The 24,813-nt window shown below is 71.8% G+C and carries 20 protein-coding genes; 10 read left to right on the top strand and 10 right to left on the bottom strand.

Annotated elements, in window-relative coordinates:
• The first annotated feature begins 258 nt into the window (after window positions 1-258).
• Window positions 259-861 carry an HIT family protein gene (locus ACRWND_RS17385; protein WP_431950263.1) on the top strand — a complete coding sequence of 201 codons (603 nt, stop codon included), beginning with the start codon at window positions 259-261 and terminating at the stop codon, window positions 859-861.
• Between the two features lie 120 nt (window positions 862-981).
• Here ACRWND_RS17385 and ACRWND_RS17380 read toward each other — a convergent pair whose 3' ends face one another.
• Window positions 982-1,833 carry a formate/nitrite transporter family protein gene (locus ACRWND_RS17380; protein ID WP_431950261.1) on the bottom strand — a complete coding sequence of 284 codons (852 nt, stop codon included), beginning with the start codon at window positions 1,831-1,833 and terminating at the stop codon, window positions 982-984.
• Between the two features lie 538 nt (window positions 1,834-2,371).
• On the opposite strand from ACRWND_RS17380, the gene ACRWND_RS17375 reads away from it, so the two are divergent.
• The 3 genes from ACRWND_RS17375 (at window position 2,372) to ACRWND_RS17365 (ending at window position 6,499) form a co-directional block, all read left to right on the top strand.
• On the top strand, window positions 2,372-3,604 hold the full coding sequence (locus ACRWND_RS17375; RefSeq protein WP_431950259.1) for a phospholipase D-like domain-containing protein: 1,233 nt from the start codon (window positions 2,372-2,374) through the stop codon (window positions 3,602-3,604).
• A 226-nt stretch (window positions 3,605-3,830) separates the two neighbouring features.
• Window positions 3,831-5,294, top strand: a complete 1,464-nt coding sequence (locus tag ACRWND_RS17370) for an amidase family protein (protein ID WP_431950257.1) — start codon at window positions 3,831-3,833, stop codon at window positions 5,292-5,294.
• Window positions 5,295-5,464: 170 nt separating this feature from the next.
• Complete coding sequence (locus tag ACRWND_RS17365; protein WP_431950281.1) at window positions 5,465-6,499, top strand: serine/threonine-protein kinase; 1,035 nt, start codon at window positions 5,465-5,467, stop codon at window positions 6,497-6,499.
• Between the two features lie 3 nt (window positions 6,500-6,502).
• Here the strand turns inward: ACRWND_RS17365 and ACRWND_RS17360 are convergent, their stop codons facing one another.
• Both ACRWND_RS17360 and ACRWND_RS17355 read right to left on the bottom strand, forming a co-directional pair.
• Window positions 6,503-7,642: a right-handed parallel beta-helix repeat-containing protein gene (locus ACRWND_RS17360; protein ID WP_431950255.1), complete on the bottom strand. Its 1,140-nt coding sequence runs from the start codon at window positions 7,640-7,642 to the stop codon at window positions 6,503-6,505.
• Between the two features lie 695 nt (window positions 7,643-8,337).
• The gene (locus ACRWND_RS17355; RefSeq protein ID WP_431950253.1) at window positions 8,338-9,057 is read right to left on the bottom strand and encodes an SDR family oxidoreductase; all 720 of its coding nucleotides are present in this window, start codon (window positions 9,055-9,057) and stop codon (window positions 8,338-8,340) included.
• A gap of 119 nt (window positions 9,058-9,176) precedes the next feature.
• Here ACRWND_RS17355 and ACRWND_RS17350 point away from each other — a divergent pair, with 119 nt between their 5' ends.
• The 4 genes from ACRWND_RS17350 to ACRWND_RS17335 all read left to right on the top strand — a co-directional run bounded on the left by ACRWND_RS17350 (window position 9,177) and on the right by ACRWND_RS17335 (window position 14,372).
• Complete coding sequence (locus ACRWND_RS17350) at window positions 9,177-9,725, top strand: GNAT family N-acetyltransferase (RefSeq protein WP_431950251.1); 549 nt, start codon at window positions 9,177-9,179, stop codon at window positions 9,723-9,725.
• A gap of 358 nt (window positions 9,726-10,083) precedes the next feature.
• Window positions 10,084-12,378, top strand: a complete 2,295-nt coding sequence (locus ACRWND_RS17345; protein WP_431950250.1) for an FdhF/YdeP family oxidoreductase — start codon at window positions 10,084-10,086, stop codon at window positions 12,376-12,378.
• Window positions 12,366-13,205 carry a formate dehydrogenase accessory sulfurtransferase FdhD gene (gene fdhD, locus ACRWND_RS17340; RefSeq protein ID WP_431950248.1) on the top strand — a complete coding sequence of 280 codons (840 nt, stop codon included), beginning with the start codon at window positions 12,366-12,368 and terminating at the stop codon, window positions 13,203-13,205. The genes ACRWND_RS17345 and fdhD overlap by 13 nt, the downstream gene beginning before the upstream one ends.
• A 249-nt stretch (window positions 13,206-13,454) precedes the next feature.
• A complete protein-coding gene (locus ACRWND_RS17335) occupies window positions 13,455-14,372 on the top strand; it encodes a LysR family transcriptional regulator (protein ID WP_431950246.1) in 918 nt (305 codons plus the stop codon).
• 76 nt (window positions 14,373-14,448) lie between these two features.
• Here the strand turns inward: ACRWND_RS17335 and ACRWND_RS17330 are convergent, their stop codons facing one another.
• The 7 genes from ACRWND_RS17330 to ACRWND_RS17300 all read right to left on the bottom strand — a co-directional run bounded on the left by ACRWND_RS17330 (window position 14,449) and on the right by ACRWND_RS17300 (window position 22,726).
• Window positions 14,449-16,110, bottom strand: coding sequence for a glycoside hydrolase family 13 protein (locus ACRWND_RS17330; protein WP_431950244.1), 1,662 nt, complete (start codon window positions 16,108-16,110; stop codon window positions 14,449-14,451).
• 10 nt (window positions 16,111-16,120) lie between these two features.
• On the bottom strand, window positions 16,121-17,317 hold the full coding sequence (locus ACRWND_RS17325; RefSeq protein WP_431950242.1) for a Gfo/Idh/MocA family protein: 1,197 nt from the start codon (window positions 17,315-17,317) through the stop codon (window positions 16,121-16,123).
• A complete protein-coding gene (locus tag ACRWND_RS17320; RefSeq protein WP_431950280.1) occupies window positions 17,314-18,330 on the bottom strand; it encodes a glycoside hydrolase family 130 protein in 1,017 nt (338 codons plus the stop codon). Before ACRWND_RS17320 ends, ACRWND_RS17325 begins: the two co-directional genes overlap by 4 nt.
• A 100-nt stretch (window positions 18,331-18,430) precedes the next feature.
• The gene (locus tag ACRWND_RS17315) at window positions 18,431-19,324 is read right to left on the bottom strand and encodes a carbohydrate ABC transporter permease (protein ID WP_431950240.1); all 894 of its coding nucleotides are present in this window, start codon (window positions 19,322-19,324) and stop codon (window positions 18,431-18,433) included.
• A gap of 1 nt (window position 19,325) precedes the next feature.
• A complete protein-coding gene (locus ACRWND_RS17310; protein ID WP_431950238.1) occupies window positions 19,326-20,288 on the bottom strand; it encodes a carbohydrate ABC transporter permease in 963 nt (320 codons plus the stop codon).
• 9 nt (window positions 20,289-20,297) lie between these two features.
• Window positions 20,298-21,569: an extracellular solute-binding protein gene (locus tag ACRWND_RS17305; protein ID WP_431950236.1), complete on the bottom strand. Its 1,272-nt coding sequence runs from the start codon at window positions 21,567-21,569 to the stop codon at window positions 20,298-20,300.
• Window positions 21,570-21,694: 125 nt separating this feature from the next.
• Complete coding sequence (locus ACRWND_RS17300; protein ID WP_431950234.1) at window positions 21,695-22,726, bottom strand: LacI family DNA-binding transcriptional regulator; 1,032 nt, start codon at window positions 22,724-22,726, stop codon at window positions 21,695-21,697.
• A 433-nt stretch (window positions 22,727-23,159) separates the two neighbouring features.
• On the opposite strand from ACRWND_RS17300, the gene ACRWND_RS17295 reads away from it, so the two are divergent.
• Both ACRWND_RS17295 and ACRWND_RS17290 read left to right on the top strand, forming a co-directional pair.
• The gene (locus tag ACRWND_RS17295) at window positions 23,160-23,303 is read left to right on the top strand and encodes a hypothetical protein (RefSeq protein ID WP_431950232.1); all 144 of its coding nucleotides are present in this window, start codon (window positions 23,160-23,162) and stop codon (window positions 23,301-23,303) included.
• A 290-nt stretch (window positions 23,304-23,593) separates the two neighbouring features.
• Window positions 23,594-24,802 carry an acyltransferase family protein gene (locus tag ACRWND_RS17290; RefSeq protein ID WP_431950230.1) on the top strand — a complete coding sequence of 403 codons (1,209 nt, stop codon included), beginning with the start codon at window positions 23,594-23,596 and terminating at the stop codon, window positions 24,800-24,802.
• Window positions 24,803-24,813 lie beyond the last annotated feature (11 nt).

The raw sequence follows: 24,813 nt of genomic DNA, 5'->3' as shown, positions 1-24,813 counted from the left end.
GACGCGCGGGCCCCCGCCACGGGTTTCGAGGGCACCCGCTGGTTCCTCGGTGCGGACGTGCTGCTCCAGGACGAGGAGGGCTGCGTTCCTGTGCGGGCGCGGACCGAGGAGGCGCTGGAGGCGGTTCGGGCCATGCTCCCGGGGACCTGGCTCAACGGACAGTCGATCTGCCGGCGTCGCCGGCCTGGTGTCCGTGACTGCCGACAGAGGTGTGCTGACGGCCTCACGCGGCCGATCAGGTGTGCGACTCTGTGGATCATGGACATGGAAGCAAGCGACTACGTCAAGCGGCTGCCGATCGGCGAGCGCATCCCCTTCCCCGCCGACGGCATCCCGTTCTGGGAGGTCTTTCCGTACGAAGGGGATCTGCGGATCAAGGTCCTTGAGGGGCCGACGCTGCCCGAGCCGCCCCGGTTCGGCGAGTCGGGTCCCGAGGGGTGCCGGGGCTGCGCGCGTGCGGACACCGACTTCCTGTGGACGGACGAGCACTGGCGGCTGAGCGTCTCCGACGAGCCGGCCGCACTCCCCGCGACGGTGCTGCTGCAGCCGCGTGGCCACTACGACCTGGATGACCTGCCGCCGGAACGGGCCGCGGAGCTGGGGCCGATGCTGCAGCGAGTGGAGCGGGCGGTCATGTCGCTGGGCGGCATCGCTCGAGTGCACGTCAACAAGTGGGGCGACGGGGGAGCTCACCTGCACGTCTTCCTGATCGCCAGGCCGGAGGGCATGATGCAGATGCGCGGCACCTGCCTGCCCCTCTGGGACGACGTACTGCCCAAGCTGCCTCAGGAGGTCTGGGACGAGACCAACCGCCGCATCGCCCGGGCCATGGCGACCGGTGGGGGCACGGCGCACCGCTGAGCCGTTCCGGGGCGGGCGGTCAACCGGACGTCCGCCTCGTCGTCCGGACCGGTGCCGTACAGCGGCGAGCACGGTGCGGCGTCGGCCTCCCGGGGCCGACGCCGCACCGTGCCGCGCCGCTCAGAAGCTCACCGACTCCGGTGCCTCGACGGGCACGGGCCCGTTCGTCGGCTTCGCCTTCCCGCCGCGGCCCACGAACGCGTACGCCGCGCCGACCAGCAGGCCGCCGCCCACGAGGTTGCCGAGGCCCACGAACAGCAGGTTGCGCGCGAAGCCGGCTGCTGTCGCGTCCGGCACGTGCTCGAACATCCCGAGCGAGTAGTACGTCATGTTGGCCACGACGTGTTCGAAGCCGGAGCCGACGAACGCCAGCAGGGCCCAGAAGATGAGGGCGATCTTCGCGCCGTCGGACTTCGTCCGCGCGGCCATCCACACGCCCAGGCAGACCAGGAAGTTGCAGAGCACGCCGCGGAAGAAGAGCGCTCCGCCCGATTCCGCCGCCTTCGTCTTGAGCAGCGAGGTCAGCAGGGCGAGGGCCGGCGCGGCGTGCCCGGGGGCGGCGCCCGAGGTGATGACGCCGCTGCCGTGCACGACCAGGGCGAACAGGACGGACCCGATGAGGTTGCCCACGAACGATCCGATGATCAGGGCCACCGCGTTGGCTCCGCTGAGGCTGCGGACGACGACGCCCTGGACGGTCGTCATCATGTTGCCCGTGGTGAGTTCGGCGCCCGCGAAGACCACCAAGGTGAGCGCCACGGCGAAGAGCAGTCCCTGGATGAGCTTGGTGAACGGCGAGCCGGCCGCCGCGAGCGGTCCGGTGACCGTGAGCAGGAGCACCGCCGCGACCCCGACGAACGCGCCGGCCAGCAGGGAGCTGACCAGGTAGCGGCCCGGGCTACGGAGGGCCGTGGCCTTGTCGGCGGCCGTCCGCCCCTGCTCGACAAGGGCCTGGGACACGGGGATCGGCATGGTGTCACCTCTTCACTGATGTACAGGAATGTCCGTCGCGTATGTCCCGATGTTAGGTCCGGGGAGGCGCTGGAAAGGAAAAGGAGTTGCACATCACAGGCCGAATGGCGCGTTTCTCATCGGCGTGTAATCCGCTCGGCAAGTAGAGGTCAACGGAAATTCCGCCATCGGTAAAGAAGCGCTCTATGGGAGAGGAAAGTGCAGGTAGAGGAGGTGTCGTGCCTCCTGTGCGACGAACAGCCGAAAGTCTGGCGGTCAATCCGCAAAGGATGGATGCCCTGTGAAACGACTGCCAGTAGCGCGTTCGGCGGAATTCCGCTCGGTGCGGAGGCGGGCGGGCTCCTCGCGGCGACGGTGCCGCTGCGGGGCCGCGCCCGGGTACTGCGGAGCACGAGCGCAAAGGAGTCCCCCCAGCCTCACGTGCACGGGTAGCCACTTTCGGATAAGCCGCCTCCGGACGGGCATACGGCTGGAGTACGCCACGCGACACCGCGGCCGGACGGGCCGCCGCGGCACCGGAACCGGGGGGCACGACGGCATGGGTCATGACGGCACGGGCGCTTCGCTGGAGGAGACCGACCACAGGGACGGGGGCCGGCAGGAGCGCTCGGCCGCCGACCGCACGCAGCAACTGCGCCGCCGCCTGGAACGGCTGATCGGCATCGCCGCGACCGAGGGAAACCGCCTGCAGGCCCTGCGCAACGGGGACGAGATCTTCCCCGCGATGCTCGACGCGATCCGCGGGGCCAAGTACACCGTCGACATGACGACCTTCGTCTACTGGCGCGGCCGGATCGCGCGCGACTTCGCGCACGCGCTGGCCGACAAGGCGGCGGAGGGGGTGCGGGTGCGGCTGCTGCTCGACGGCTTCGGCGGGCGGCTGATCGAGCGGGAACTGCTGGCGGACCTGGACCGGGCCGGCGTGGACGTCGCCTGGTTCCGCAAGCCCGTGCGGCTCTCGCCGTTCAAGCAGAACCACCGCTGCCACCGCAAGGTCCTGGTGGTCGACGCCGAGGCCGCCTTCACCGGCGGCGTCGGCATCGCTGAGGAGTGGTGCGGCGACGCCCGCCATCCCGGCGAATGGCGGGACACCCACGTCCGGGTCACCGGACCCGCCGTGGACGGGCTGGCCGCCGCCTTCGCCCAGAACTGGGCCGAGTGCCGGCAGGGCGGGCTCTTCGACGAGCGCGACCGCTTCACCGAGCACGAGCAGAGCGGAGGGGCGATCGTCCAGGTCGTACGCGGCTCGGCGAGTGTGGGCTGGCAGGACATGCGCACCCTGCTCCGCGTCGTGATCACCTCGGCCGAGCGGCGCATACGGCTCGCCACCGCGTACTTCGCGCCCGACCCGTACTTCGTCGGCCTGCTCTGCCACGCCGCGGCGCGCGGGGTGGAGGTCGAGATACTGCTTCCGGGCCCGTACACCGACAAGCGGGTCTGCCAACTGGCCGGGCAGCGCTACTACCAGCGGCTCCTGGACTGCGGGGTGCGGATCTGGCACTACCTGCCCACGATGATGCACGCAAAGGTCATCACCATGGACGGTGTCGCCACCCTGATCGGCTCGACCAACTTCAACCGCCGCTCTCTAGACCATGACGAGGAGGTGATGCTGGCGGTTCTCGACGAGTCCTTCACCTCCGGCATCGACGCCCACTTCGACGAGGACCTGCGCCGCAGCGACCGCGTCGACGCCGCCCGCTGGCGTTCCCGCTCCGCCCTGGAGCGCGTCCAGGAGGCGGCCACCGCGCCCATCCGCCGCTTCCTGTGAGGATGATGGTGCACGCCCCGTACGGCGACGGCCGTACGGGGCGCAACGGACCCGGTCGCGCAGCGCACCACTCACCCAGGAGGGCGTCATCAGCCTCGCCAACGTCACCCCCGGAACCTCCGGCAATCCCGCCTCCGAACCGGTTGCGGCCGGCGCCCGATCCCCCGATGTCGAGTCGTTCCCCGCCGACCTGGAGGTCGCGACGGTCGCCGAGCTGACCGCCCTCATGGCCTCGGGCCGCGCCACGAGCGTCTCCCTCACCCGCGCCTACCTGCGGCGCATCGAGGACCTGGACGTGGGCGGCCCGGCCCTGAACGCGGTGCGCTGCGTCAACCCGGCCGCGCTGGAGGAGGCCGTGGCGGCGGACGAGCGCCGGGCGGCCGGCGGCCCCGGCGGGCCGCTGCTGGGCATACCGGTGCTCGTGAAGGACAACATCGACGTCCTCGGCATGCCCACCACCGCCGGCTCGGTGGTCCTCGCCGAATCCTTCCCCGGCGCGGACGCCCCGCTGGTGACCCGGCTGCGAGAGGCGGGGGCGGTGATCCTCGGGAAGGCCAACCTCACCGAGTTCGCCAACTACCTCACCGTGGGCATGCCCAGCGGCTACAGCTCGCTGGCGGGCCAGGTGCTCAACCCGTACGACCTGAGCGTGACACCCAGCGGTTCCAGCGCCGGTTCCGGGGTGGCCGCCGCGGCCGGACTGGCCGCCGTCACCATCGGCACCGAGACGGACGGGTCGATCCTCAGCCCCGCGTCGGCCACGTCGGGCGTCGGGGTCAAACCCACCCTCGGCCTCGTCAGCCGCACGGGCATCGTGCCCATCGCCTCGAGCCAGGACACCGCGGGGCCGATGACCCGGACCGTCGCGGACGCCGCCGCCCTGCTGACCGTCCTCACCGGCACCGATCCCGAGGATCCGGCCACCTCCGGCAACCCGCTCGAGGGCCACGACTTCACGGCCGACCTGTCGTCCGACGCCCTGCGCGGGGCACGCATCGGCGTCGTCGCGGAACAGATCCCGCAGGACGGCACGGACGAACGGTTCCTGTGGGACGCGGCCCTGGAGGCCCTGGCCGGGCGCGGCGCCGAACTGGTCGCCCTCGGCCTCGAGGCGCGCCGCCGCTACGACGTCGCCTCCCCGGTGCTGAGCCACGAGTTCAAGCGCGACCTCGACGCCTACCTCGCCCGGCTGCCCGAGGGCGCACCCGTGCGCACCCTCGCCGATGTGATCGCCCGCAATGCGGCGCAGGCTGACGTCGCCCTGAAGTTCGGGCAGACGCTCGCGCTCGCCGCGCAGGCCAGGGACCTCGCGCCGGACAGCGCGGACACCGCCGAGTACCGGGCCGCCCGCGCCCGGGACCTGGAGGAGAGCAGGGACCGCATCGACGCCCTGATGGCCGCGCACGACGTCACCGCCCTGCTGTTCGTGAACAGCGGCAGCTCCTCCATCGGCGCCAAGGCCGGCTACCCCTCCGTCACCGTCCCGGCGGGTTACCGCGCGGCCGACCGCCGGCCCTTCAACATCACCTTCCTCGGACGGGCCTGGAGCGAGCCGCTGCTCCTCGGCTACGCGTACGACTACGAGCAGGCGACGCGGCTGCGCAGGCCGCCGTCCGCCGTCAACCCCACGCTGGTGCGCCGCCGTTCGCTCGCCCTGCCGGGGCCGCGGGTGGCCGCCGCGGGACGCTGACCGCGACGGCACGAGGTGACCGCCCCGCCACGGGCAGGGGCGGTCACCGCGGGGGCCGTCCCATGGCCCGGGTGTCCCGGGGCCGCGAAGCGCGGGGGCGCGGTCGATGGAATGCTGGAGGGAGCGGGGACGAAGGCCCCCCGGTGTCCAGCCGCGTGGCGGTGGTCGCGATGGAATCGGTTCCTCGGGACGTGAGTGTGTACGCCGGCCGGTCCGCCGGGCCCATCGGGGCCCAGATCGCCGGTTACCGCGTCGAGCGGGAGATCGGACGCGGCGGTATGGCCGTGGTGTACTGCGCCCGCGACCTGCGGCTCGACCGCACGGTGGCGCTGAAACTGCTCGCCCCGGAGCTCGCCCGCAACGACACCTTCCGCCGCCGCTTCACGCACGAGTCACGGGTGGCGGCTGCCATCGACCACCCCCACATCGTGCCGATCTTCGAGGCCGGCGAGACCGACGGTGTCCTCTACATCGCGATGCGTTATGTCTCCGGCCTCGACCTGCGGGCGCTGCTCGACCGGGACGGTCCGCTGCCCGTCGCGACGGCACTGCGCATCGGCGCCCAGGTGGCCTCCGCCCTGGACGCGGCGCACGAACACGACCTGGTGCACCGCGACGTGAAACCGGGGAACGTGCTCGTCGCCAAGGGCACCGACAGCGACCACCCCGAGCACCTCTACCTCACCGACTTCGGGTTGACGAAGAAGTCGCTGTCGCTGACCGGGTTCACCACCGTCGGCGAGTTCGTCGGCACCCTGGACTACGTGGCGCCGGAGCAGATCTCCGGACGGCCGGTGGACGGCCGCTGCGATCTCTACAGCCTGGCCTGTGTCGTCTACGAGAGCCTGACCGGTGGCCTGCCCTTCGAGCGGGAGGAGGACATGGCCCTGCTGTGGGCGCACCAGTACGACCAGCCGCCACCCCTCACCGAGCGGCGGCCGGACCTCCCGCCGGCCATGGACGACGTCATGGCCAGGGCGCTCGCGAAGCTGCCCGAGGACCGCTACGACTCCTGCCTGCAGTTCGTGGGCGCACTGCGGGCGGCGGCGACCGGACCGGACGCGGCGGCCCTGCGGGGCGGTGCCCTCGGCCACGAGGCGACCCGGCCGGCCCCCAGGCCGGCGGCCGTCCCCGCGCCGCCGGGACCGCCGCCGGACCCGCCGATGTGGGCCCGGCCGGTCTTCCGTCGGCTGCCCGGTCAGTGAGCGTCAGCTGCTGGGCGCGGCGCTGGGAGCACTGCTCGGCGCGCTGTCGACCAGCTGCTTGGGCTCGGTGGTCTCCAGGGTGTTGTTGACGAAGGTGTTGCCCTTGCCCTTGAGGTCGCGGTTGGCGAGGTCGGCCGGCTTGTTGCCGCGGGCGACGTTGTCGCGGATGGTGTTCTCGGAGTTGGACGTGCCCACCACGCTGCCGAAGAGCACGATGCCCCCGGACATCGGGGACGTGCCGCTGTTGTCACGTACGTCGTTGTTGGTCACGACCGTCTTCTCGACGCCCGTGAGCAGGATGCCCGTACCCTGGATGAACGGCAGGCGGGCGTTGGGCGCGCAGTACTTGTTGTTCCCCGTCACCGTGTTGTGGGTGACGGTCAGCGCGCCGCCGCGCGGGACGCCCTCGTCGCCGACGACGAAGACGCCGCCGCAGTTGCCGGTGATCTGGTTGTTCTCGACCGTGACGCCCCGGACGCGGCGCAGACCGACGCCGATCCGGTTCTCCGTCAGCTTGTTGCCGTCGATGACGGCGCCCTGGGTTTCGAGCGCACCGCCCTCGGTGTCCATGGAGTTGGCGAGGAAGATGCCGGACTCGGCGTTGTTGTGGGCGGTGTTGTCGCGGAAGACGGTGCGGACCGACTTCTCGACGAGGATGCCCTGCAGTTTGTTGTCATGCGCGGTGACATGGAGGACCTTGAGCCCGTCGGCCCGGGACGCGTGGATGCCGGCCTTCTTGAAGCCGGTGACCGTCAGCGAATCCAGTGTCACGTCGGAGGCGTTCTTCTGCGCCGTACCGGTGACGCAGATGCCCTCACCCGCCTTGGCGCACGCGTTCTCGGTGCGCTTGGCGCTCGGCTTGATGACGGTGCCCGTGCCCGCTCCGCGCAGCGTCAGCCGCGGCGTGCTGATCTGGACGCTCTCCTGGTACGTGCCCGCCGCGATGTCGATGACCTGACCGGGCTCGGCGCGGTCCACCGCCGACTGGATGGATTCCCCCGCGCGGACGGTGATCTTCTTCTCGGCGTCAGCGGACTGCGAGGCCGTGGGCTGCGACCCGCCGCCGCACGCGACCGCGCCTCCCACGATGGTCGCCGTGGCGGCCGCCGCGACGACGGCCCTGCGGGACCGACAGAGCTTCATGTGTGCACCTGCTCTCCGTGATATGTGATCAGCCGAAAACAGACGCTATGGACGGATTTGACGCCCCGCCACTCCAGAGCGCACGGCACGCGGGTGACGATGCCCGGATCGGCCGATGGGCGCGGGTCCCCGGGGGCACGGCCACCGGTGGCCGCGGATCGGCCCGGTACGGCTGATGGGGTGGCCCGCGGGCGGCTCAGGCCCGTGCCTGGACTGGCGCGCCGACCTGCGGCGACGGTGGCGCGACGGGGAACCGGGGCCGAGTGACGGGAACGGCGCTGGGGCGAGGCCGTGGGGGCGGGGAGCGCGCGGGGCCGCCGGCCGTCCCGCGCCGCGGGCGGGACGGCCGGGCGGCCGGGCGGTGCGGGGAGGGCGGTCGGCCCCGCGGAAGGCATCGCACGCCGGTCATGGCCGCTGCCGCGGCGAGGTGCTCCAAGACGTCGGGGTCGCACCGTTCCCGCCGGGTACGTCGGGGGACCGGACGGCGTGCAGCGCGCGGTCGCCGGGCCGCCCCCACGCGGTGCCAGCGTCGCCGACGAGGCGACGCGGACTGGGCGGGCACCGGCCACGGCAGGCGGCCGCCCGGGGCGGCAGGTGCGGGCGGCCCGGGGCGCCGGCGGGCGCGCCGCGTACCGCCCGAGGTCAGCCGTGAAGCCCGGGGCGGCAGGTGGCGGGCGATCCGCGCCGCTGTCCGGTCAGTGGGCCTTCGGCGCGGGCAGGCCGGGGTAGAGCAGTTCCAGCCCGCCCGAAAGGGCGGCCCGCACGGCGCGGCTCCGGTCGTCGGCGATGACCTCGAGGGCCCGCTGTTCAATGCCGTCCAGGGCCAGGCTCGCCACCACTGCGGGGTCCACCTTGTCCTCGGGGGCGACATGGTCCGCCATGTCGGTGTCCATGAAGCCCACGTGCAGAGCGGTGACGTCGACTCCGGACGGGGCGAGCTCCTGCCGGGCGACGTTGGTCATCGCCCATGCCGCGGCCTTGGCCGCGCTGTAGCCGCCGTACGCCGGGCGGTGCACCCAGGAGAGGACCGACAGGACGTTGAGGACGGCTCCGCCGCCGTTAGCCGAGATCAGGGGCGCGAAGGCCCGCGTGACGCCCAGCGAGCCGAAGAAGTGCGTCTCCATCTCCAGGCGGATGTCGGCCATGCTCCCCTCGGTCAGGCCCACGTGGGTGCTGACACCCGCGTTGTTGATCAGGAGGGTGGCGTCGGAGGCGGTCCTGGCTGCCCTGGCGACGGACTCGGGGTCGGTGATGTCCATGTGGAGCGGCTCGACGCCCGGCAGGTCGACGTTCTCGGGGTTGCGGACGCCGGCGTAGACCTTGGCGGCGCCCCTCTCGAGCAGCTGGGTGGCGAGGTGGCGGCCGAGGCCGCGCCCCGCACCGGTCACTACGGCGACGGAGTCCTTGATGTCCATGGGGCGCTCTTTCTGCTGGTACGGGCAGGTTCCCTCAAATCTAGGCAGCTGAATTTCAATCCGCAACTCAGCTGGAAAACCGTTTGCCCGAGAGCCGTGGCTGCCGTTGGCTTGGCGGCGTGATCGAACTGCGTACCGAACGACTGCTCCTGCGCCGCTGGCGCGACCGCGACCTCGTTCCCTGGGCGGCGCTGAACGCCGACCCGGAGGTCCGCGAGCACCTGGGGGAGCCGCTGACCCGAAAGCAGAGCGACGCCTCCGTGGCCCGGTTCCTCGCCGAGTTCGACGAGCGCGGCTACGGCTGGTGGGCGGTGGAGATCAAGGCGAGCGGCGAGTTCGCCGGCTTCGCGGGCCTGGACCGAGTAGACGACGGCCTGCCCTTCACGGGAGTGGAGATCGGCTGGCGCCTAGCCCGCGCCGCCTGGGGAAAGGGCTACGCCACCGAGGCCGCGCGAGCGGTCCTCGGCTTCGGCTTCGGCGCCCTGGGACTCCCCGAGATCCTCGCCGTGACCACGGCCGGGAACCTCCGTTCCCAGGCCGTCATGCGCCGCATCGGCATGACCCGCGACCCGGCCGACGACTTCGACGACCCCTTCGCCCCCGAAGGGCCGCTGCGTCCCAATGTGCTGTACCGGATCTCCGCGGACACCCCGGTCTCGGCATCCTGACGCGGCCGCCGGAGGCGGCGCGGAACCCGCGGGCGACTGAATTCGCGTGCGCGGTGTGGCAGACGTCCCGGGGCATATCCGGATGGCGCACATGGTGTGCATCGTTCTGTGTGCCCGCATTTTCCGCCGCTTTCCCCGGCACGTGAACAGCCCGCTGGACCAGGGGGATCGCTCCACCGTCTCCCGCCTTCCGATGGCGCGGACGCCCCTTCTCGCAGAGGCCGATCCTTCATTGGCGCCGCCTATCAAGCGAAAGGAACGGCCTCTTTGACGGGCGGGTAAAGCGGGTCTAGCTTTCCCTGGAATCGGTATTCGCTGCGGTTTCCGCAGGGTCGGGAGCCGGGAAGGCAGGGCACGCATGAGCGCCGCGGAAGACCCAACGGACGAGCACCTGGAGATCACCCCGCCCAAGACCTGGGCGACCGGTGTCCCCGCGGTCAGGCACGCGCTCCAGTACTCGCTGAGCCAGACCTCGCCCCGCCGGACGATGCTGACCCTGCTCAACATCAACCAGGCCAAGGGCATCGACTGCCCCGGCTGCGCCTGGCCCGAGGAGGCGCCGGGCAAGCGGCACATGAACGAGTACTGCGAGAACGGCGCCAAGCACATCAACGACGAGGCCACCTCGCACCGTGTGCGGCGCGAGTTCTTCGAGCAGTACACGATCGACGAACTGGGCCGTAAGTCCGACTACTGGCTCAACCAGCAGGGCCGACTGACCGAACCCATGGTCAAGCGGCCGGGCTCGGCGCACTACGAGCCCATCACCTGGGACGATGTCATCGCCCTGATGGCCGAGGAGCTGCGGGGCCTGGACTCCCCGGACGAGGCCCTCTTCTACACCTCCGGACGGGTGGGCAACGAGGCCGCCTTCCTCCTCCAGCTCTTCGCCCGTGCCTACGGCACCAACAACCTGCCCGACTGCAGCAACATGTGCCACGAGTCCAGCGGCGCCGCGATGAACGAGACGCTCGGCGTCGGCAAGGGCACCGTCAGCCTGGACGACATATACGAGGCCGACCTGATCTTCGTCGTGGGTCAGAACCCCGGCACCAACCACCCGCGCATGCTGTCCGCGCTGGAGGAGACCAAGCGGCGCGGCGGAAGCGTCGTCGCCGTCAACACCCTCCCCGAGGCCGGGCTGATGCGGTTCAAGCACCCGCAGAAAGCGCGCGGCATCATCGGGCGCGGCACGGTCATCGCCGACCAGTTCCTGCACATCCGCGCGGGCGGCGACCTGGCCCTCTTCCAGGCGCTGAACCTGCTGCTCCTCGAGGCCGAGGACGCCGCTCCCGGCACGGTCCTGGACCACGACTTCATCCGGGAGCACAGCACCGGCTTCCAGGAGTTCGCCGAGCACGCGCGCAAGACGTCGTGGGACGACGTGCTGACGGCCACCGGCCTGACGCGCGAGGAGATCGAGCAGGTCCACGAGCGCGTCCTGGCGGCCAAGAGCGTCATCGTCTGCTGGGCCATGGGTGTCACGCAGCAGAAGCACGGTGTGCCGACCATCCGGGAGATCGTCAACTTCCTGATGCTGCGCGGCAACCTGGGCAGGCCCGGCGCCGGTGCGTGCCCGGTGCGCGGCCACAGCAACGTGCAGGGCGACCGCACCATGGGCATCTGGGAGAAGGTGCCGCAGAGCTTCCTCGACTCCCTGGAGCGGGAGTTCGGCTTCACACCCCCCGCCAAGCACGGCCTCGACTCCGTCGACGCCATCCGTGCCATGCGCGACGGCGAGGCGAAGTTCTTCCTCGGGGTGGCGGGCAACTTCATCCGGGCGACCCCCGACAGCGAGGTCACGGAGCGGGCGATGCGCCGCTGCCGGCTGACGGCGCACATCTCCACGAAGCTCAACCGCTCGCACACCGTGTGCGGTGATACCGCGCTGATCCTGCCGACCCTGGGCCGCAGCGACCGCGACGTCCAGGCGAGCGGCGAGCAGTTCGTGACCGTCGAGGACTCCATGAGCATGGTGCACGCCTCCTGGGGCAAGTTGCCGCCGGCCTCCCCCGACCTGCTGAGCGAGGTGGCGATCATCTCCCGGCTGGCCCAGGCCACCCTCGGCGGCACCCCGGCGATCGACTGGCAGGAGTTCGAGGCCGACTACGGCACCATCCGGGACCGGATCTCCAGGGTCGTTCCGGGCTTCGAGGACTTCAACCGGCGCGTCGCCGAGCCGGGCGGCTTCCGGCTGCCGAACCCGGTGAACGAGATGACCTTCCGGACGCCGAGCGGCAAGGCAGTCTTCACCCGCAACGACTTCGAGGCGCCGCAGGCGCCGAAGGGCCACCTCATCCTGCAGTCCCTGCGGTCCCACGACCAGTGGAACACCATCCCGTACGCCATGGACGACCGCTACCGCGGCATCCGGGGCGGCCGCCGGGTCGTCATGGTCAACCCCGAGGACATCGAGGAGCTGGGGCTCACCGGGACGCAGACGGTGGACCTGGTGAGCGTCTGGACCGACGGCAGCGAGCGCCGGGCCGAGTCCTTCCGCCTGGTGCCCTACCCCACCTCCCGCGGGTCGGCCGCCGCGTACTACCCCGAGACCAACGTCCTGGTCCCGCTGGACAGCGTCGCGGACATCAGCAACTGCCCCACCTCGAAGGGCGTCGTCGTGCGACTGGAGGCGGCGGCATGGGCCGGGTGACGGCGCGGCGGCGGGTGCTGCGGATCAGGGACGGGGTCCCCGGGCACCGCTCGGACACGCTGGCCGCCGAGGAGCCGATGGAGATCCGCGTCGGCGGCCGCGCGCTGACGGTCACGATGCGCACCCCGGGCAGCGACTTCGACCTCGCGGTGGGCTTCCTCGTCAGCGAGGGCGTCATCCACGGTCCGGACGACGTGCTGGGCATCCGCTACTGCGCCGGCGCCACAGCGGACGGAGGCAACACCTACAACGTCGTCGACGTCGCCCTGGCGCCCAAGGTGGCCCTCCCGGACGTCTCCTTGGAGCGCAACTTCTACACCACCTCCTCCTGCGGCCTGTGCGGCAAGGCGAGCCTGGACGCGGTGCGGACCACGCAGCACTGGAGCGTGGCCGAGGACGACGCGCAGATCGACTCCGAGGTGCTCTTCACCCTCCCCGACCGGCTGCGGGCGGCGCAGCGGGTCTTCGACAGCACGGGCGGGCTGCACGCGGCCGCGCTGTTCACGACGGACGGCGAGATGCTGTGCCTGCGTGAGGACGTGGGCCGCCACAACGCCGTCGACAAGGTGGTCGGCCACGCCCTGCAGGAGGGGCTGCTGCCGCTGCGGGGCACCGTGCTCATGGTCAGCGGGCGGGCGTCCTTCGAACTCGTGCAGAAGGCGGCCATGGCGGGCATCCCGGTGCTGGCCGCGGTGTCCGCGCCGTCCTCCCTCGCCGTGGACCTGGCGGCCGAGACGGGGATGACCCTGGTGGGCTTCCTGCGCGGCCGCTCGGCGAACGTGTACACCGGAGCCGAGCGCTTGCGGGTGGCCCAGCCCGTGGCCTGACGCGGCGCCGTGGTGGGCGTGCTTCCCCCGGATGCGGGCGGAGGCACGCCCACCGCGATGCGACGCGCACAGCGTCACCGCAACCTCGACTGGCCCCGAAGGGCACGCGCCGGTTCACTGGGAACCGAGCGCTCCGGGCACTTCGCGCAGGCGGGCGCCGTCGGCTCGCCGGGAGCGACTTGGTATACAGCTCGGAACCCGGGAACCGGTCCGCGCGTCTCCCGGGTGGATCCTGAGAGGTGCTCATCCGTGCTCTTCCGGCAGCTCGAATACCTGGTGGCCCTGGCGCAGGAGGGGCATTTCGCCCGTGCCGCGCAGAGCTGCGGGGTGTCCCAGCCCTCGTTGTCCGAGGGCATCCGCAAGTTGGAGGAGGAGATGCGGGTCCCGCTGATCCAGCGGGGCCGGCGGTACGACGGCCTGACCGCCGAGGGCGAGCGTGTCGTGGTGTGGGCGCGGCAGATCCTCGCCGACCGGGAAGCCCTGGAGGGCGAGGTCGCCGCCATGCGCACCGGACTGAGCGGCCGCGTCCGCATCGGCGCCGTGCCCAGCGCCGCCACCGCGGTGCCACGTCTGGTCGACCCGCTGTGCGCGCGGCACCCACTGCTCACCGTGCGCGTGGAGAACGACCTGACGTCGAGCGACATCCTCACCATGCTGCGGGACTTCACCCTCGACGCAGCCGTCACGTACCTGGACGACGAGGTGCGCGCCGCCTTTCGTACCGTGCCGCTCTACCGGGAGAAGTACGCGCTGCTCACCGACGCCGCGTGGGCCCCCTCCGGCGGCGCCACGGCGTCCTGGGCGGAGGCGGCGGCCCTGCCGCTGTGCCTGCTCACCCCGACCATGCGCGGTCGGCGCACCATGGACGCCCTCTTCGCCGCGGCCGGGGCGGAACCGGTGGCGAGGGTGGAGACCGACTCGTTCGCCTCACTGATCGCGCACGTCGTGCCCGGGCGCTGGGCCGGGATCGCCCCCCTGGCCTGGATCCATGCCCTGGGTGTGCCGCCGGGGGTGCGGGCCGTCCCGATGGCGGAGCCCGCCCGGCCCGCCGAGATAGGGCTGGTCGCCTTTCGCCGGGATCCGGAGTCCGTGACGGTGCAGGCGCTGGTCACCACCGCGCAGCACGCCGACCTCAAGCCGCTGGAGTCGCTTCCCCGGATGACGTGAGACCGGTGGGCGCGGGCGCCGCGCCCACCGGGGTCCCACGGGGCACGTCCCCGCGTGCCCCCGTGGGACCGGCGGCTCAGGACGCGGTCGCGGCCGCGTTCCCCGTGGTGCGGAGCCACACGGTGGTGTCCGCGGGCACCGAGCGCCCGTCGAGCGGGGCACTGGCCAGCAGCACCTCGTCGCCTTCCGCGAGGGACACCGGCTCCGGACCGAAGGCGGTCAGGCACCGCAGCCCGGGCGCGCGGTCGAAGGCGAACCAGCTGCCGTCCGCGGGTCCCTCCACGACCGGGGTCGTGTCCGCCGGGACGGGCGTCTCGTGCCGCAGCCGCAGCCGCAGCGCGGAGCGGTACAGGGCGAGCATGGACGCGGGGTCGTCCTCCTGGGCGCTGACGGTGAGGTCCGCCCAGTCGCCGGGCTGCGGGAACCAGCACGCCTCCGGGACGGCGGTGCTGAATCCGTACGGCGCCGCCGCGCCCTCCCAGGGCAGCGGCACCCGGCAGCCGTCGCGCCCGCGCTCGCGGTGGCCGGAACGCTCCCAGAGCGGATCGCGCAGCCGGTCGTCCGGCACGTGGGCCTGCGGCAGTCCCAGTTCCTCGCCCTGGTAGACGTAGGCGGCGCCGGGCAGCGCGAGCATGAGCAGCGCGGCGGCCCGGGCACGGCGCCGGCCGCGCGACCCGCCGCCGTACCGGGTGACCGGACGGACCGCGTCGTGGCTGGACAGGACCCAGGTGACGGGCGCTCCGACGGCGCGCATCGACGCGACCGACCGCTCGATGACTGCGCGCATCTCCGTGCCGTCCCAAGGGGACTCGAGGAACGCGAAGTTGAAGGCCTGCTGCATCTCGCCGGGGCTGACGTACCGGGCCAGCCGGGACGGCTCGAAGACGGCGGCCTCGGCCACCATCACGCGCTGACCCGGCGGGACCGCGCCGGGCGGGGCCGGATGGGTGTCCAGGAGCCGGCGCCAGGAGCGGAACAGCGGGTGCAGCTCCTCCTGGTCGTGGTAAGGCATCAGGTGGTTGCGCAGGATGTCCCGGTGCTGCCCGGGCCCGGCGTCGGGGAGGCCGGGGGCCTTGAAGAGGGTGTGGGCCACGTCGATGCGGAAGCCGTCGACGCCGCGGTCCAGCCAGTGCCGCAGGATCCGCTCGAAGTCCGCGACGACCTCCGGGTTCCGCCAGTCGAGGTCCGGCTGCTCGGGCGCGTGCAGATGCAGATACCACTCGCCGGAGCCGCCGTCCGGCGCCGGGACGCGGGTCCACGCCGGGCCGCCGAAGGCCGACTCCCAGTCGTTCGGTGGGAGTTCCCCGTCCGTCCCGCGTCCGGGGCGGAAGAGGTAGCGGTTCCTGGCCGCGCTGCCCGGGCCGGCCGCGAGGGCCTCCCGGAACCAGGGGTGGGCGTCGGAGGTGTGGTTGGGCACGAGGTCGATCAGGACCCGCAGGCCCAGGCCGTGGGCGCGCTCGACGAAGGCGTCGAAGTCGGCTTCGGTGCCGAGGTCGGCGGCGACGGCGGTGTGGTCGGCGATGTCGTAGCCGCCGTCCGCGAGCGGCGACGGGTAGAACGGGGTGATCCACACCGCGTCCGCGCCCAGCCGGGCCACATGCTCCAGGCGGGCGGCGGCGCCGGCGAGGTCGCCGACGCCGTCCCCGTCACCGTCGGCGAACGCGCGCGGATGGATCTCGTAGCAGACGGCGTCCCGCCACCAGGGCGCGGCCCGCTCCGGACCGGTGGTGCTGCTCACGATGGGCTCCTCATGCTCCCGACCGCCCGGTGGGGACGGGCAGGGTCCGGCCGGTCTCCGCGGAACGGGTGGCGGCCTCGGCCACCGCGACCGCGGTCCGCCCGGACCGCGCGTCGGCCACCGGGGTGCCGCCCTCGGTCGCGCAGCGCAGCAGGTCGGTGAAGGCGGCGCGCACGCTCTCGGCGTACACGTGCTGCTTGCGCGCCTCACCGCCCAGGTCGACCACGCAGGTCACCCGGTGCGGGACGGCGCGTTCGACACCGCGTCCGCGGGCCGGGGCCGCCGGGCCCGCTTCCCGTTCCACCGTGACGGTGATCCGCTCCCCTCCGTGCGGCCGCAGCCCCGGTACGGCCAGCAGTCCTTCGGCGCGCGCCGGCAGTTCCTCCCAGCGGCGGGCGCCCTGCTCGTCCGTCCAGGCCGTGACCGTCGCATGGGTGGGGATCCAGCCGGTGACCCTGGCCTCGGCGAAGCCGTAGTCCAGGCGCATCAGCTGCCGTTCGGCGCGGTGGGCGTGGGTGAAGGAGTGGGTGTGGGTGGCGACGGCGCCGCCGGGGTGGACGGCGGTGGCCACGACGATGTCGACCGGGCCGCCGTCACGGTGGACGGCCGTGCCGTGCACCTCGACGGGCTCGCTGCCCATCAGGGCGCGGGCGGCGTCGAAGAAGTGCACGCCGTGCTCGACGTGGATGCCCCCGCTGCGGGCGGGGTCCCAGAACCAGTGGCCGGGGCCCAGATCCTCGTCGGCGGCGTCGTTCTCGAAGGCGAAGCGCACGAGTGGGTCCAGCAACTCCTCCTCGTGCAGCCGCTGGAGCATCCGCAGGACGGGGTTGTAGCGCAGGACGTGGTCGACGACGAGCACCCCGGGGGAGCGTTCGGCCTCCGCCTCCACCCGCAGGGCGTCCTCCAGCGTCACGGCCAGCGGCTTCTCGCAGAAGACATGCCTGCCGGCGCGCAGGGCGCCGACGGCGAGTTCCGCGTGCGTGGCCGGGGGAGTGGCGATCGCCACGACATCCACCCCGGGCAGGCCGGCCAGCTCGGCCGCGTCGGCGGCGACGGCGGCGCCGTGCCGCCGCGCGAGGGCGGCGGCACGGTCACCGTCGGGGTCGGCGCACGCCACGACGCGTATGCCGGGCAGGTCGGCCACGGCGTCCAGCAGGTAGGCGCCGAACGCCCCGCAGCCGGCCAGGCCGAGTCCGAGCGGCGTCACTCGGCACGGTCCAGGCGGGCGACGCCGATGTGCGCGTCGGCCATGCCGTAGAAGACGTAGCGGACGCCGTCGATCTCCTCGATCGCGGTCGGGAAGACGACGTTGGGCACGGTGCCGGAACGCTCCTCCTCCGTCTCCGGCTCCATCAGCGGCTCGTCGGTGCGGGCCAGGATCCGGGCGGGGTCCTGCGGGTCCAGGATCATCGCGCCCGCCGCGTAGCTGACCTTCTGCTGCTGGGCGAAGGGGTCGTCGATCGAGCCGGACACACCGTGGTGGATGAGCAGCCAGCCCTCCTCGACGCGGATCGGGGCCGGGCCCGCGCCGATCTTGAGCTCCTCCCAGGGGTGCTCGGACAGCGCCACCAGGCGGTGGTTCCGGGGCCGGACGAGGGCGCTCAGGTCCTGCTCGACCTCGGCGACGGGGACGTAGGAGATCCATATGCCGGGGCGCTCGTCGGTCACGCCGGCCGGCAGGTGCACGCCCTCGCCGGGGCGGAACCAGCCCAGGTCCCACATCGGGCGGTGCAGCATGGCGAAGCAGGGCTCGCCGTCCGGGCCCGGGACGGGCTCCGGGAAGTGCACCACGTCCTTGTTCGGGAAGAGGTTGAGGTCGGTGTCGAGGTCGGCCTGGTAGGCGAACTGGACCGGTCCCAGGCGCTCCCAGGTGACCAGGTCCTTGGAGACGGCCAGCGCCGGCTTGGGGCCGAGCGGGCCGTAGGCGACGTACGACATGACGTGCAGCCCGAGGGCCTCGATCCACGTCGTGCGCGGGTCCTCCACACCGGCGTTGTTCTTGCCGCGCTCCCAGCCGGCGTCGGGGGCGAGGACGACGCCGCGGCGCTCGACGCCGGTGGGCACGCCGTCCTCGATCACGACCTCGGCGAGGCCCACTCGGGAGACGTTGCCCTCCGCGACGAGGCGGGGCAGCAGGTGAAGGGTGCCGTCCGGGGTACGGCCCGAGGCGGGGTTGAGTACGCCCTCGGCCTCGTCGGCCTCGCCGGCCAGCGGGGACATCACGACGCCGACGCGGGTCAGGCGGTAGGGCACGGAGCTGGTGGAGCCGGTCGTACGGGTGGAGCTGGCGGAGCCGGTGGTGCGGTCGTTCACGGGAGGTTCAGCCCTTCGTGGCGGAATCGATGTCGGTGGAGGTGAAGCGGCTCTGGAACACGAGGTACAGGGCCACCGCGGGCGCGGCCAGCACACAGGCGCCTGCGAGGATGGCGCCGAACGGGTTGGCGGCGGAGGAGGAGACGGTGCTGATGTAGTTGGCCAGGGACACGGCCAGCGGCTGCATGTCGTGCTCCTTGGTCACCAGGAACGGCCACAGGAACTCGTTCCAGGGGCCGGTGAAGCTCAGCAGCACCACGGAGGCGAGTGCCGGCTTGCACAACGGGATGGCGATCCGGAAGAGGATCTGCAGCTCGTTCGCGCCGTCGATGCGCGCGGCCTCGAACATCGCCTGCGGCAGCTGCAGGAAGAACTGCCGGAAGATGAAGACCGCGCTGGTGTTGATGGCGAACGGAAGGATGATCCCGATGTAGGAGTCGGCCAGTCCGTAGTCGCGCACGATCAGCACGTACAGCGGGATCATCAGCAGCTGGAACGGGATGACCTGCACCAGCAGCACCAGGGCGAAGGTGGAGCCCTTGCCGCGGAAGTGGAGCCGCGCCAGGGCGTACCCCGCCAGCAGTCCGAAGACCGTGGTGCAGACGATGACACCGCCGGTGAAGATGCCGGAGTTGATCAGGGAACGGCCGAGCGAGATGGCCGAGTTGATCTCCGCGTAGTTGTGCAGAGAGAGGTTCCCCGGTCGCGGAAAGGCGCCGGCCGGGCTGCTGTCGGGTTCGCGCTGCAGCGAGCCGATGAGCATGTAGTAGAAGGGGAAGAGGAAGGCGAAGGCGCCGGCGAGCAGTGCCAGCCGCGACAGGATCCGGCGGGCCCGAGAGTGCGCGTGCGGACGGTGGTGCGCGGCGCGGCGCATGGGCGAGGAGGCGTGTGCGTCAGCCATGTCAGTCCCTCTCCAGCACGCGGCGGTAGACGAGGGAGATCGTGGTGATGAGCACGACCAGGATCACGCCGATCGCCGCGGCCTCGTCCGGGTGGCCCTGCTGCAGGCCGCGCTGGTACATCAGCAGCACCGGTGAGGTGGTGGCGCCGTCCGGTCCGCCGCCGCTGGTCAGCAGATAGGGCTCGGTGAACAGGTTCGCCCCGGTCACCGTCGCCAGGACCAGCACGAGCAGGGTGGCGGTGCGCACCGCCGGAACGGTGATCGACCAGAACATCCGCACCTTGCCCGCGCCGTCGAGCGCGGCCGACTCGTAGAGCTCGCCGGGCACGTTCTGAAGCGCCGACAGGTAGAGCACGATGAAGAAGCCGAGCTGCTTCCAGGCGACGAACACCGCGATGGTCGGCATCGCCAGGTGCGAGTTGACCAGCCACGACGGGTCGGGGGCGAGCGGTCCGAGGGCCTTGTTGACCAGGCCGTTGGAGTTGAACAGGAACAGCCACACGCCGACGACCGCAACGCTCGCCGTGATGTACGGGACGTAGTAGGCGGTGCGGAAGAACGTCCGCCCGCGCAGCTTGGAGTTCAGGGCGGTGGCGAGCACGAGGGACGCCGCCACCGTCAGCGGCACATTGATGACGAGGAAGACGGCGATGTTGCCGAAGGACCGCCACACGTCCGGATCGGTGAGGACGGAGGTGTAGTTGGCCAGCCCCACGAAGGGGCGGTCCACCTGGGCGCCCGGCGCGGCGAAGAAGTAGTCGTGGAAGGAGATCCACACCGCGAAGCCGAGCGGGTACAGGAAGATGGCCGCCAGGTAGATCAGGTACGGGGAGACGAAGGCGAGCCCGATCGGCTGCCGGCCCGCGAAGCGCAGCCGGCGCGGCCGTGGCTCGCGGCCGGCCCGGGGGCGGGCCCCGCCCCGGGCCGGCCCGGCGCGAAGGGCGTCATGGTGTGTGGAGGACATCGGCCCGACTCACTGCTTCGCCAGGCCGTCGACCTTGCCCGCCGCCTCGCGGAAGGCGCTCGCCACATCGCCCTTCCCGAAGATCACGGATTTGGTGTAGGCGTCGCGGAACGTCTGCCAGATCTCGACGGAATTCGGCACGTTCGGGGCCTCGACGGTGCGGTCGGCCTGCTCGGCGAAGGTCTTGTAGTCCGGGTGCGAGGCGAAGTAGCCGGGGTACGCGGCCGGCAGGTCCTGGCGCATCGGCATCTGGCCGGTGGCCTCCAGCAGCTTGCCGTCCTGCTCCTTGCTGGTGGCGAACTTCAGTACGTCCCAGGCCGTTCCCTTGTTCTTGCACGCGGTGAACATGCCGATGGACTTCTCGTCGCTGAAGGTGCCCTTCGCCTCGGCGCCGGTCGCTGTCGGCACCGGCACGGCACCCCACTTGACCTTGTCGCCGTAGACGGAGACGGCCCACGGGCCGACGATCGCCATGGCGGACTTGCCGTCGGCGAAGGCATCGCCGTTGTACTGCTCGTTGGGGGCCAGGCGGTTCGCGTACATCGTCTTCCAGAACTCGGCGGCCTTGATCCCGTCGGGCGAGGCGAACTGGGCCTTGCCGTCCTCGACGAGCTGCTTGCCGGTCTGGGCGGCGAAGAGCGGGTAGAAGTCGAACCAGGACTGGTAGAACTCGGAGGTGGGCGCGGGCCAGATGGCGGCGTGCACCCCGCTCTTGACCAGGGCGCGCGAGGTGGCGAGGAAGTCCTCGTACGTCGCGAGTTTCGGGCGCTCGGGGTCGAGCCCGGCCTTCTTGAACAGGTCCTTGTTGTAGAAGATCATGACGGGGTTGCTCTTCCAGGGCATCTGGTAGTACTTGCCGCCAGGGGACGCGTACTGGGAGAGCCGCTCGCCCGTCCGCTCCTGCAGGTACTTCTGCGCACCGGGGAAGTCGTCCAGGGCCACCAGGCCGCCCTGCTTCTGGAAGCCGGGCACGGCCGCGGGGGCGGTGTTGAGGATCAGGCAGGGGGCGTTGCCGGCCGTGATGGCGGCGCCTATGACCTCCTCGGAGCTCTTGCCCGCGGGGATCTCCTGCGCCTTCACCTTCTCGTCGGGGTGGGCGGCGTTCCAGGACGCGACCATGCTCTTGCCCCAGGCGACCTCCTGGGCGTTGTTCGAGTACCAGACCGTGATGGGGCCGCGGGCGTCGTCGCCGGAGGCGGAGTCCGACCCGCCGCTGCCGCACGCCGCGAGCGGCACGGTCAGGGCGACGGCGGAAAGAACGGTCAGGAGGGTTTTCTTCATTGCGGTGGCTCCGTGTGCTCAAAAGGTGGGAAGAGGCCGTCGTGAGGCGTCGTCCTGCCTCGGTGACGGCCCTCCGGGAAGCGGAGAACGTCGAGGGCGCGAGAAGCGCGCGTTCGGGGTGGTGGTCAGGAGTAGCGGGTCGCGGTGGGGGCCGGGCCCGTGGAGCCGCGCACCATGAGCGAGGCCGGGTCCAGTTCCACATGGGCGGTGGTGCCCTGCTCGATCGTCTCGATCAGGACGCGTGTGGCGGCCCGGCCCCAGCTGGCGGCGTCGGCACGGCAGGTGGTGAGCGAGGGCCGGGTCCAGGAGGCCAGGGGCACGTCGTCGAAGCCGACCACCGACAGATCGGCGGGCAGCCGGAGTCCCGCCTCCTGCGCCACGGCCATGCCCGCGGTGGCGGAGAGGTCGTTGGCGTACACGATGGCCGTGGGCCGGTCGCCCCTCGTGATCAGCGCCTGCGTCGCCAGCGCGCCGCCCTCGGCGGTGAAGCCGCCCGGCAGCACCGGGCCCTGGGGCAGCCCCGCCTCCGCGAGCGCGTCACGCCAGGCGCCGAGGCGCCGTTGGGCGTGCAGGTATTCCTCGGGGCCGGCGACGTAGGCGATGTGGCGGTGGCCGAGCTCCACGAGGTGATGTACGGCGCCCGCGACCACCGGACGGTCGTCCAGGTTGACCGTGGCGATGCCCTCGACGCTGTCGTCGGCGCCCACGGCCACGCCTGGCAGTCCCAGTTCCCGCAGGAGCGCCGGGCGCGGGTCGTCCACCCGCAGGTCGGTGAGGAACACCCCGTCCACGCGCTGGTCGTCCACCAGGCGGCGGTAGGTGTCCATTTCGTTGCGCGGGCTCGTCACGTGGAGCATCAGGCCGTCGCCGGACTCGGAGATGACCGACTCGATGCCCGCCATGAAAGCAGGGAAGAAGGGGTCGGTGCCGATCAGGTCGGGCTCGCGGGTCAGGACGAGACCGACGGCCCGGGCCCTTCCGGTCGACAGCGCGCGAGCGCTGCGGCTCGGCGTCCAGCCGAGCTTCTCGGCCGCCGCGCGCACCCGTTGCTGGGTCGCGGCGGCCACGCCGGGGCGGTCGTTGAGGACGAAGGAGACCGTCGCCCGGGACACACCCGCCAGCTGGGCGACATCGGCGATCGTGGGGCGTCGTGCCATGCGAACTCTCCGTGTACGGCGGCGGAAGGGGGCTGCATCCGCAGCCGCAGGTTCCGTCGACCGGCGTGCCCCGCGGGGCACGCCGTCCGGCGGCACCTTTGGCGCCGGAGGCAGCACGTTCTTGCACTCGCATACCGGGGCAACCCGCGCGAAGGGATGGCTTCACCTCGCGTTTGAACCGGTTTAAACGAGCGATGTGAGGAACCCTGAACCTCAGGGGGCGCAGTGTCAAGGGGTCACTTTCGATTGCGGAGCTTTATATGCCAAATATTGGGATAAGTCCGCAATGTCGAGCTGCCTCGCCGTCACCACTCGAGGCACGGTCCGTGACGTCGCGTCACCGTCCATACGCGGGTGCGGTGCGCCGCGGCCTGCTGCTACCGTCTGTCAAACCCCCCGCCCACGGCGGACGGAGCGAGCGACGGAACCGGATGTGTTTCCCGACACGGTCCTGCGCACCGAGCGGCTCCGCCTGCGCCCGGTCACCCCGGACGACGCCCATGACACCTCGGCGAGCTGCGCGAACCCCGACACCGCGGCCGTGCACGCCGACCCGGGCAACCCGTTCCGTCCCTGACCGGGGCCCGCTCCGGGCACGTCACACGCAGCAGGCCCCCGCCGCGCCTTTGCGGCAGGGGCCCGACTCATGGCGATGAGGGCCCCAGCGGGGAGTAGCGGAGCCCTCCGACTGCACCGTCCAGCATGGTCGCCCCGGAGAGGGTCCGCACGTCAGGTGGGCCGGACAGGTGAGGCCCTCAGGGCGTGTAGCAGAAGTCGATCTCCGGAGTGAGCGGAGTCCGTCGCGGGGGTGGCGTGCGGCGGCCGCCTTTCCAACACTGGTGACGTACAGGCGACGGGGGGACGCACATGGCGAAGCGCGCGGAACGGGCGCAGGCACCGCTACCGGATCGGCGGCCGGAGCTGGACGCGATCCGGATGCTGGTCGTGGTCGGGCTGGTCTTCTTCCACTCGGCGCTCGTGTTCGCTGCCGACGACGACTTCTACGTCAAGAACTCCGAGACCACCGAAGCCATCATGATCATCGCCGGGTTCGGGGTCGTGTGGGCCATGCCGCTGCTGTTCCTCATCTCCGGCCTCGGTGCCCGGCACTCGCTTCAGCGCCGCGGTGCGGGCGGCTTCGCCAGGGAGCGGCTGCTGCGGCTCGGCGTTCCACTGGTCTTCGCGACCCTCGCGCTGAACCCGCTGCCGCAGTGGCTGCGGCTGCGCTCGGCCGACGCCGGCTACCACGAGTCGTACCTCGGCTTCCTGCCCCGCTTCTACGACGTGCACCTGGAGCCCGAGGAGTTTCCCTTCGTCGTCCAGGGCGAGCACTTCGAGACCGGCCATCTCTGGTTCGTCGTGCTCCTCTTGGCGTTCTCCCTCATACTGGTGCCGTTCCACGGGTGGCTGCCGCACGAGCGCGTCCGCCGCATCGGCGACCGGGTGGCGGAAGCGACCCTGCACCGGCGGGGCCTGGTCTTCCTCCCGGCCTTCGCCTTCGCGGCGATCTGTGCCCTCGCGCAGCTGGAGGAGCAGTACGCGGGCTGGCACCGCTGGTCGTACCTGCTTTTCTTCGTCGCCGGCTTCGCGCTGGCCGGCGACGACCGCTTCCGCACCGCGATGCGGCGCGACGCCGGGACCGCGGCCTGGCTCGGCGCCCTGCTGTTCGCGGCGGCCGGCCCCAGCTTCGCCCTGGCCGACGAGCCCTTCACGGAGATGACCGCCCTGGCCACCACCTCACGGGCGCTGTTCGGTGCGGCCGGGTGGTGCCTGGTGATCGCCATCCCGGGACTCCTCGACCGCCGGCGCCTTGAGCAACCGCGGGCGGAGCCGAACCCGGCCCCGACGACGCGGCGGCTCGTCTACGGCTATCTCGCCGCAGCCGTGCTGCCGTTGTACGTGCTGCACCAGCCGATCGTGGTCGCCGTCGCGTACTTCGTGGTCGGCTGGTCCGCGCCCATCGTGGTCGAGTACGCCGTGCTCGTGGTGATCGCCCTCATCCTCACCCTCACCGCGTACGAGCTACTGGTCCGCCGCACGCGGGCGACCCGCTTCCTCTTCGGCATGCGACCGTAGGCCGTGTCGTC

The sequence above is a fragment of the Actinacidiphila sp. bgisy167 genome, from assembly GCF_965342175.1.
Lineage (GTDB): Bacteria > Actinomycetota > Actinomycetes > Streptomycetales > Streptomycetaceae > Actinacidiphila.
This window is presented reverse-complemented; position numbering and strand designations above follow the sequence as displayed.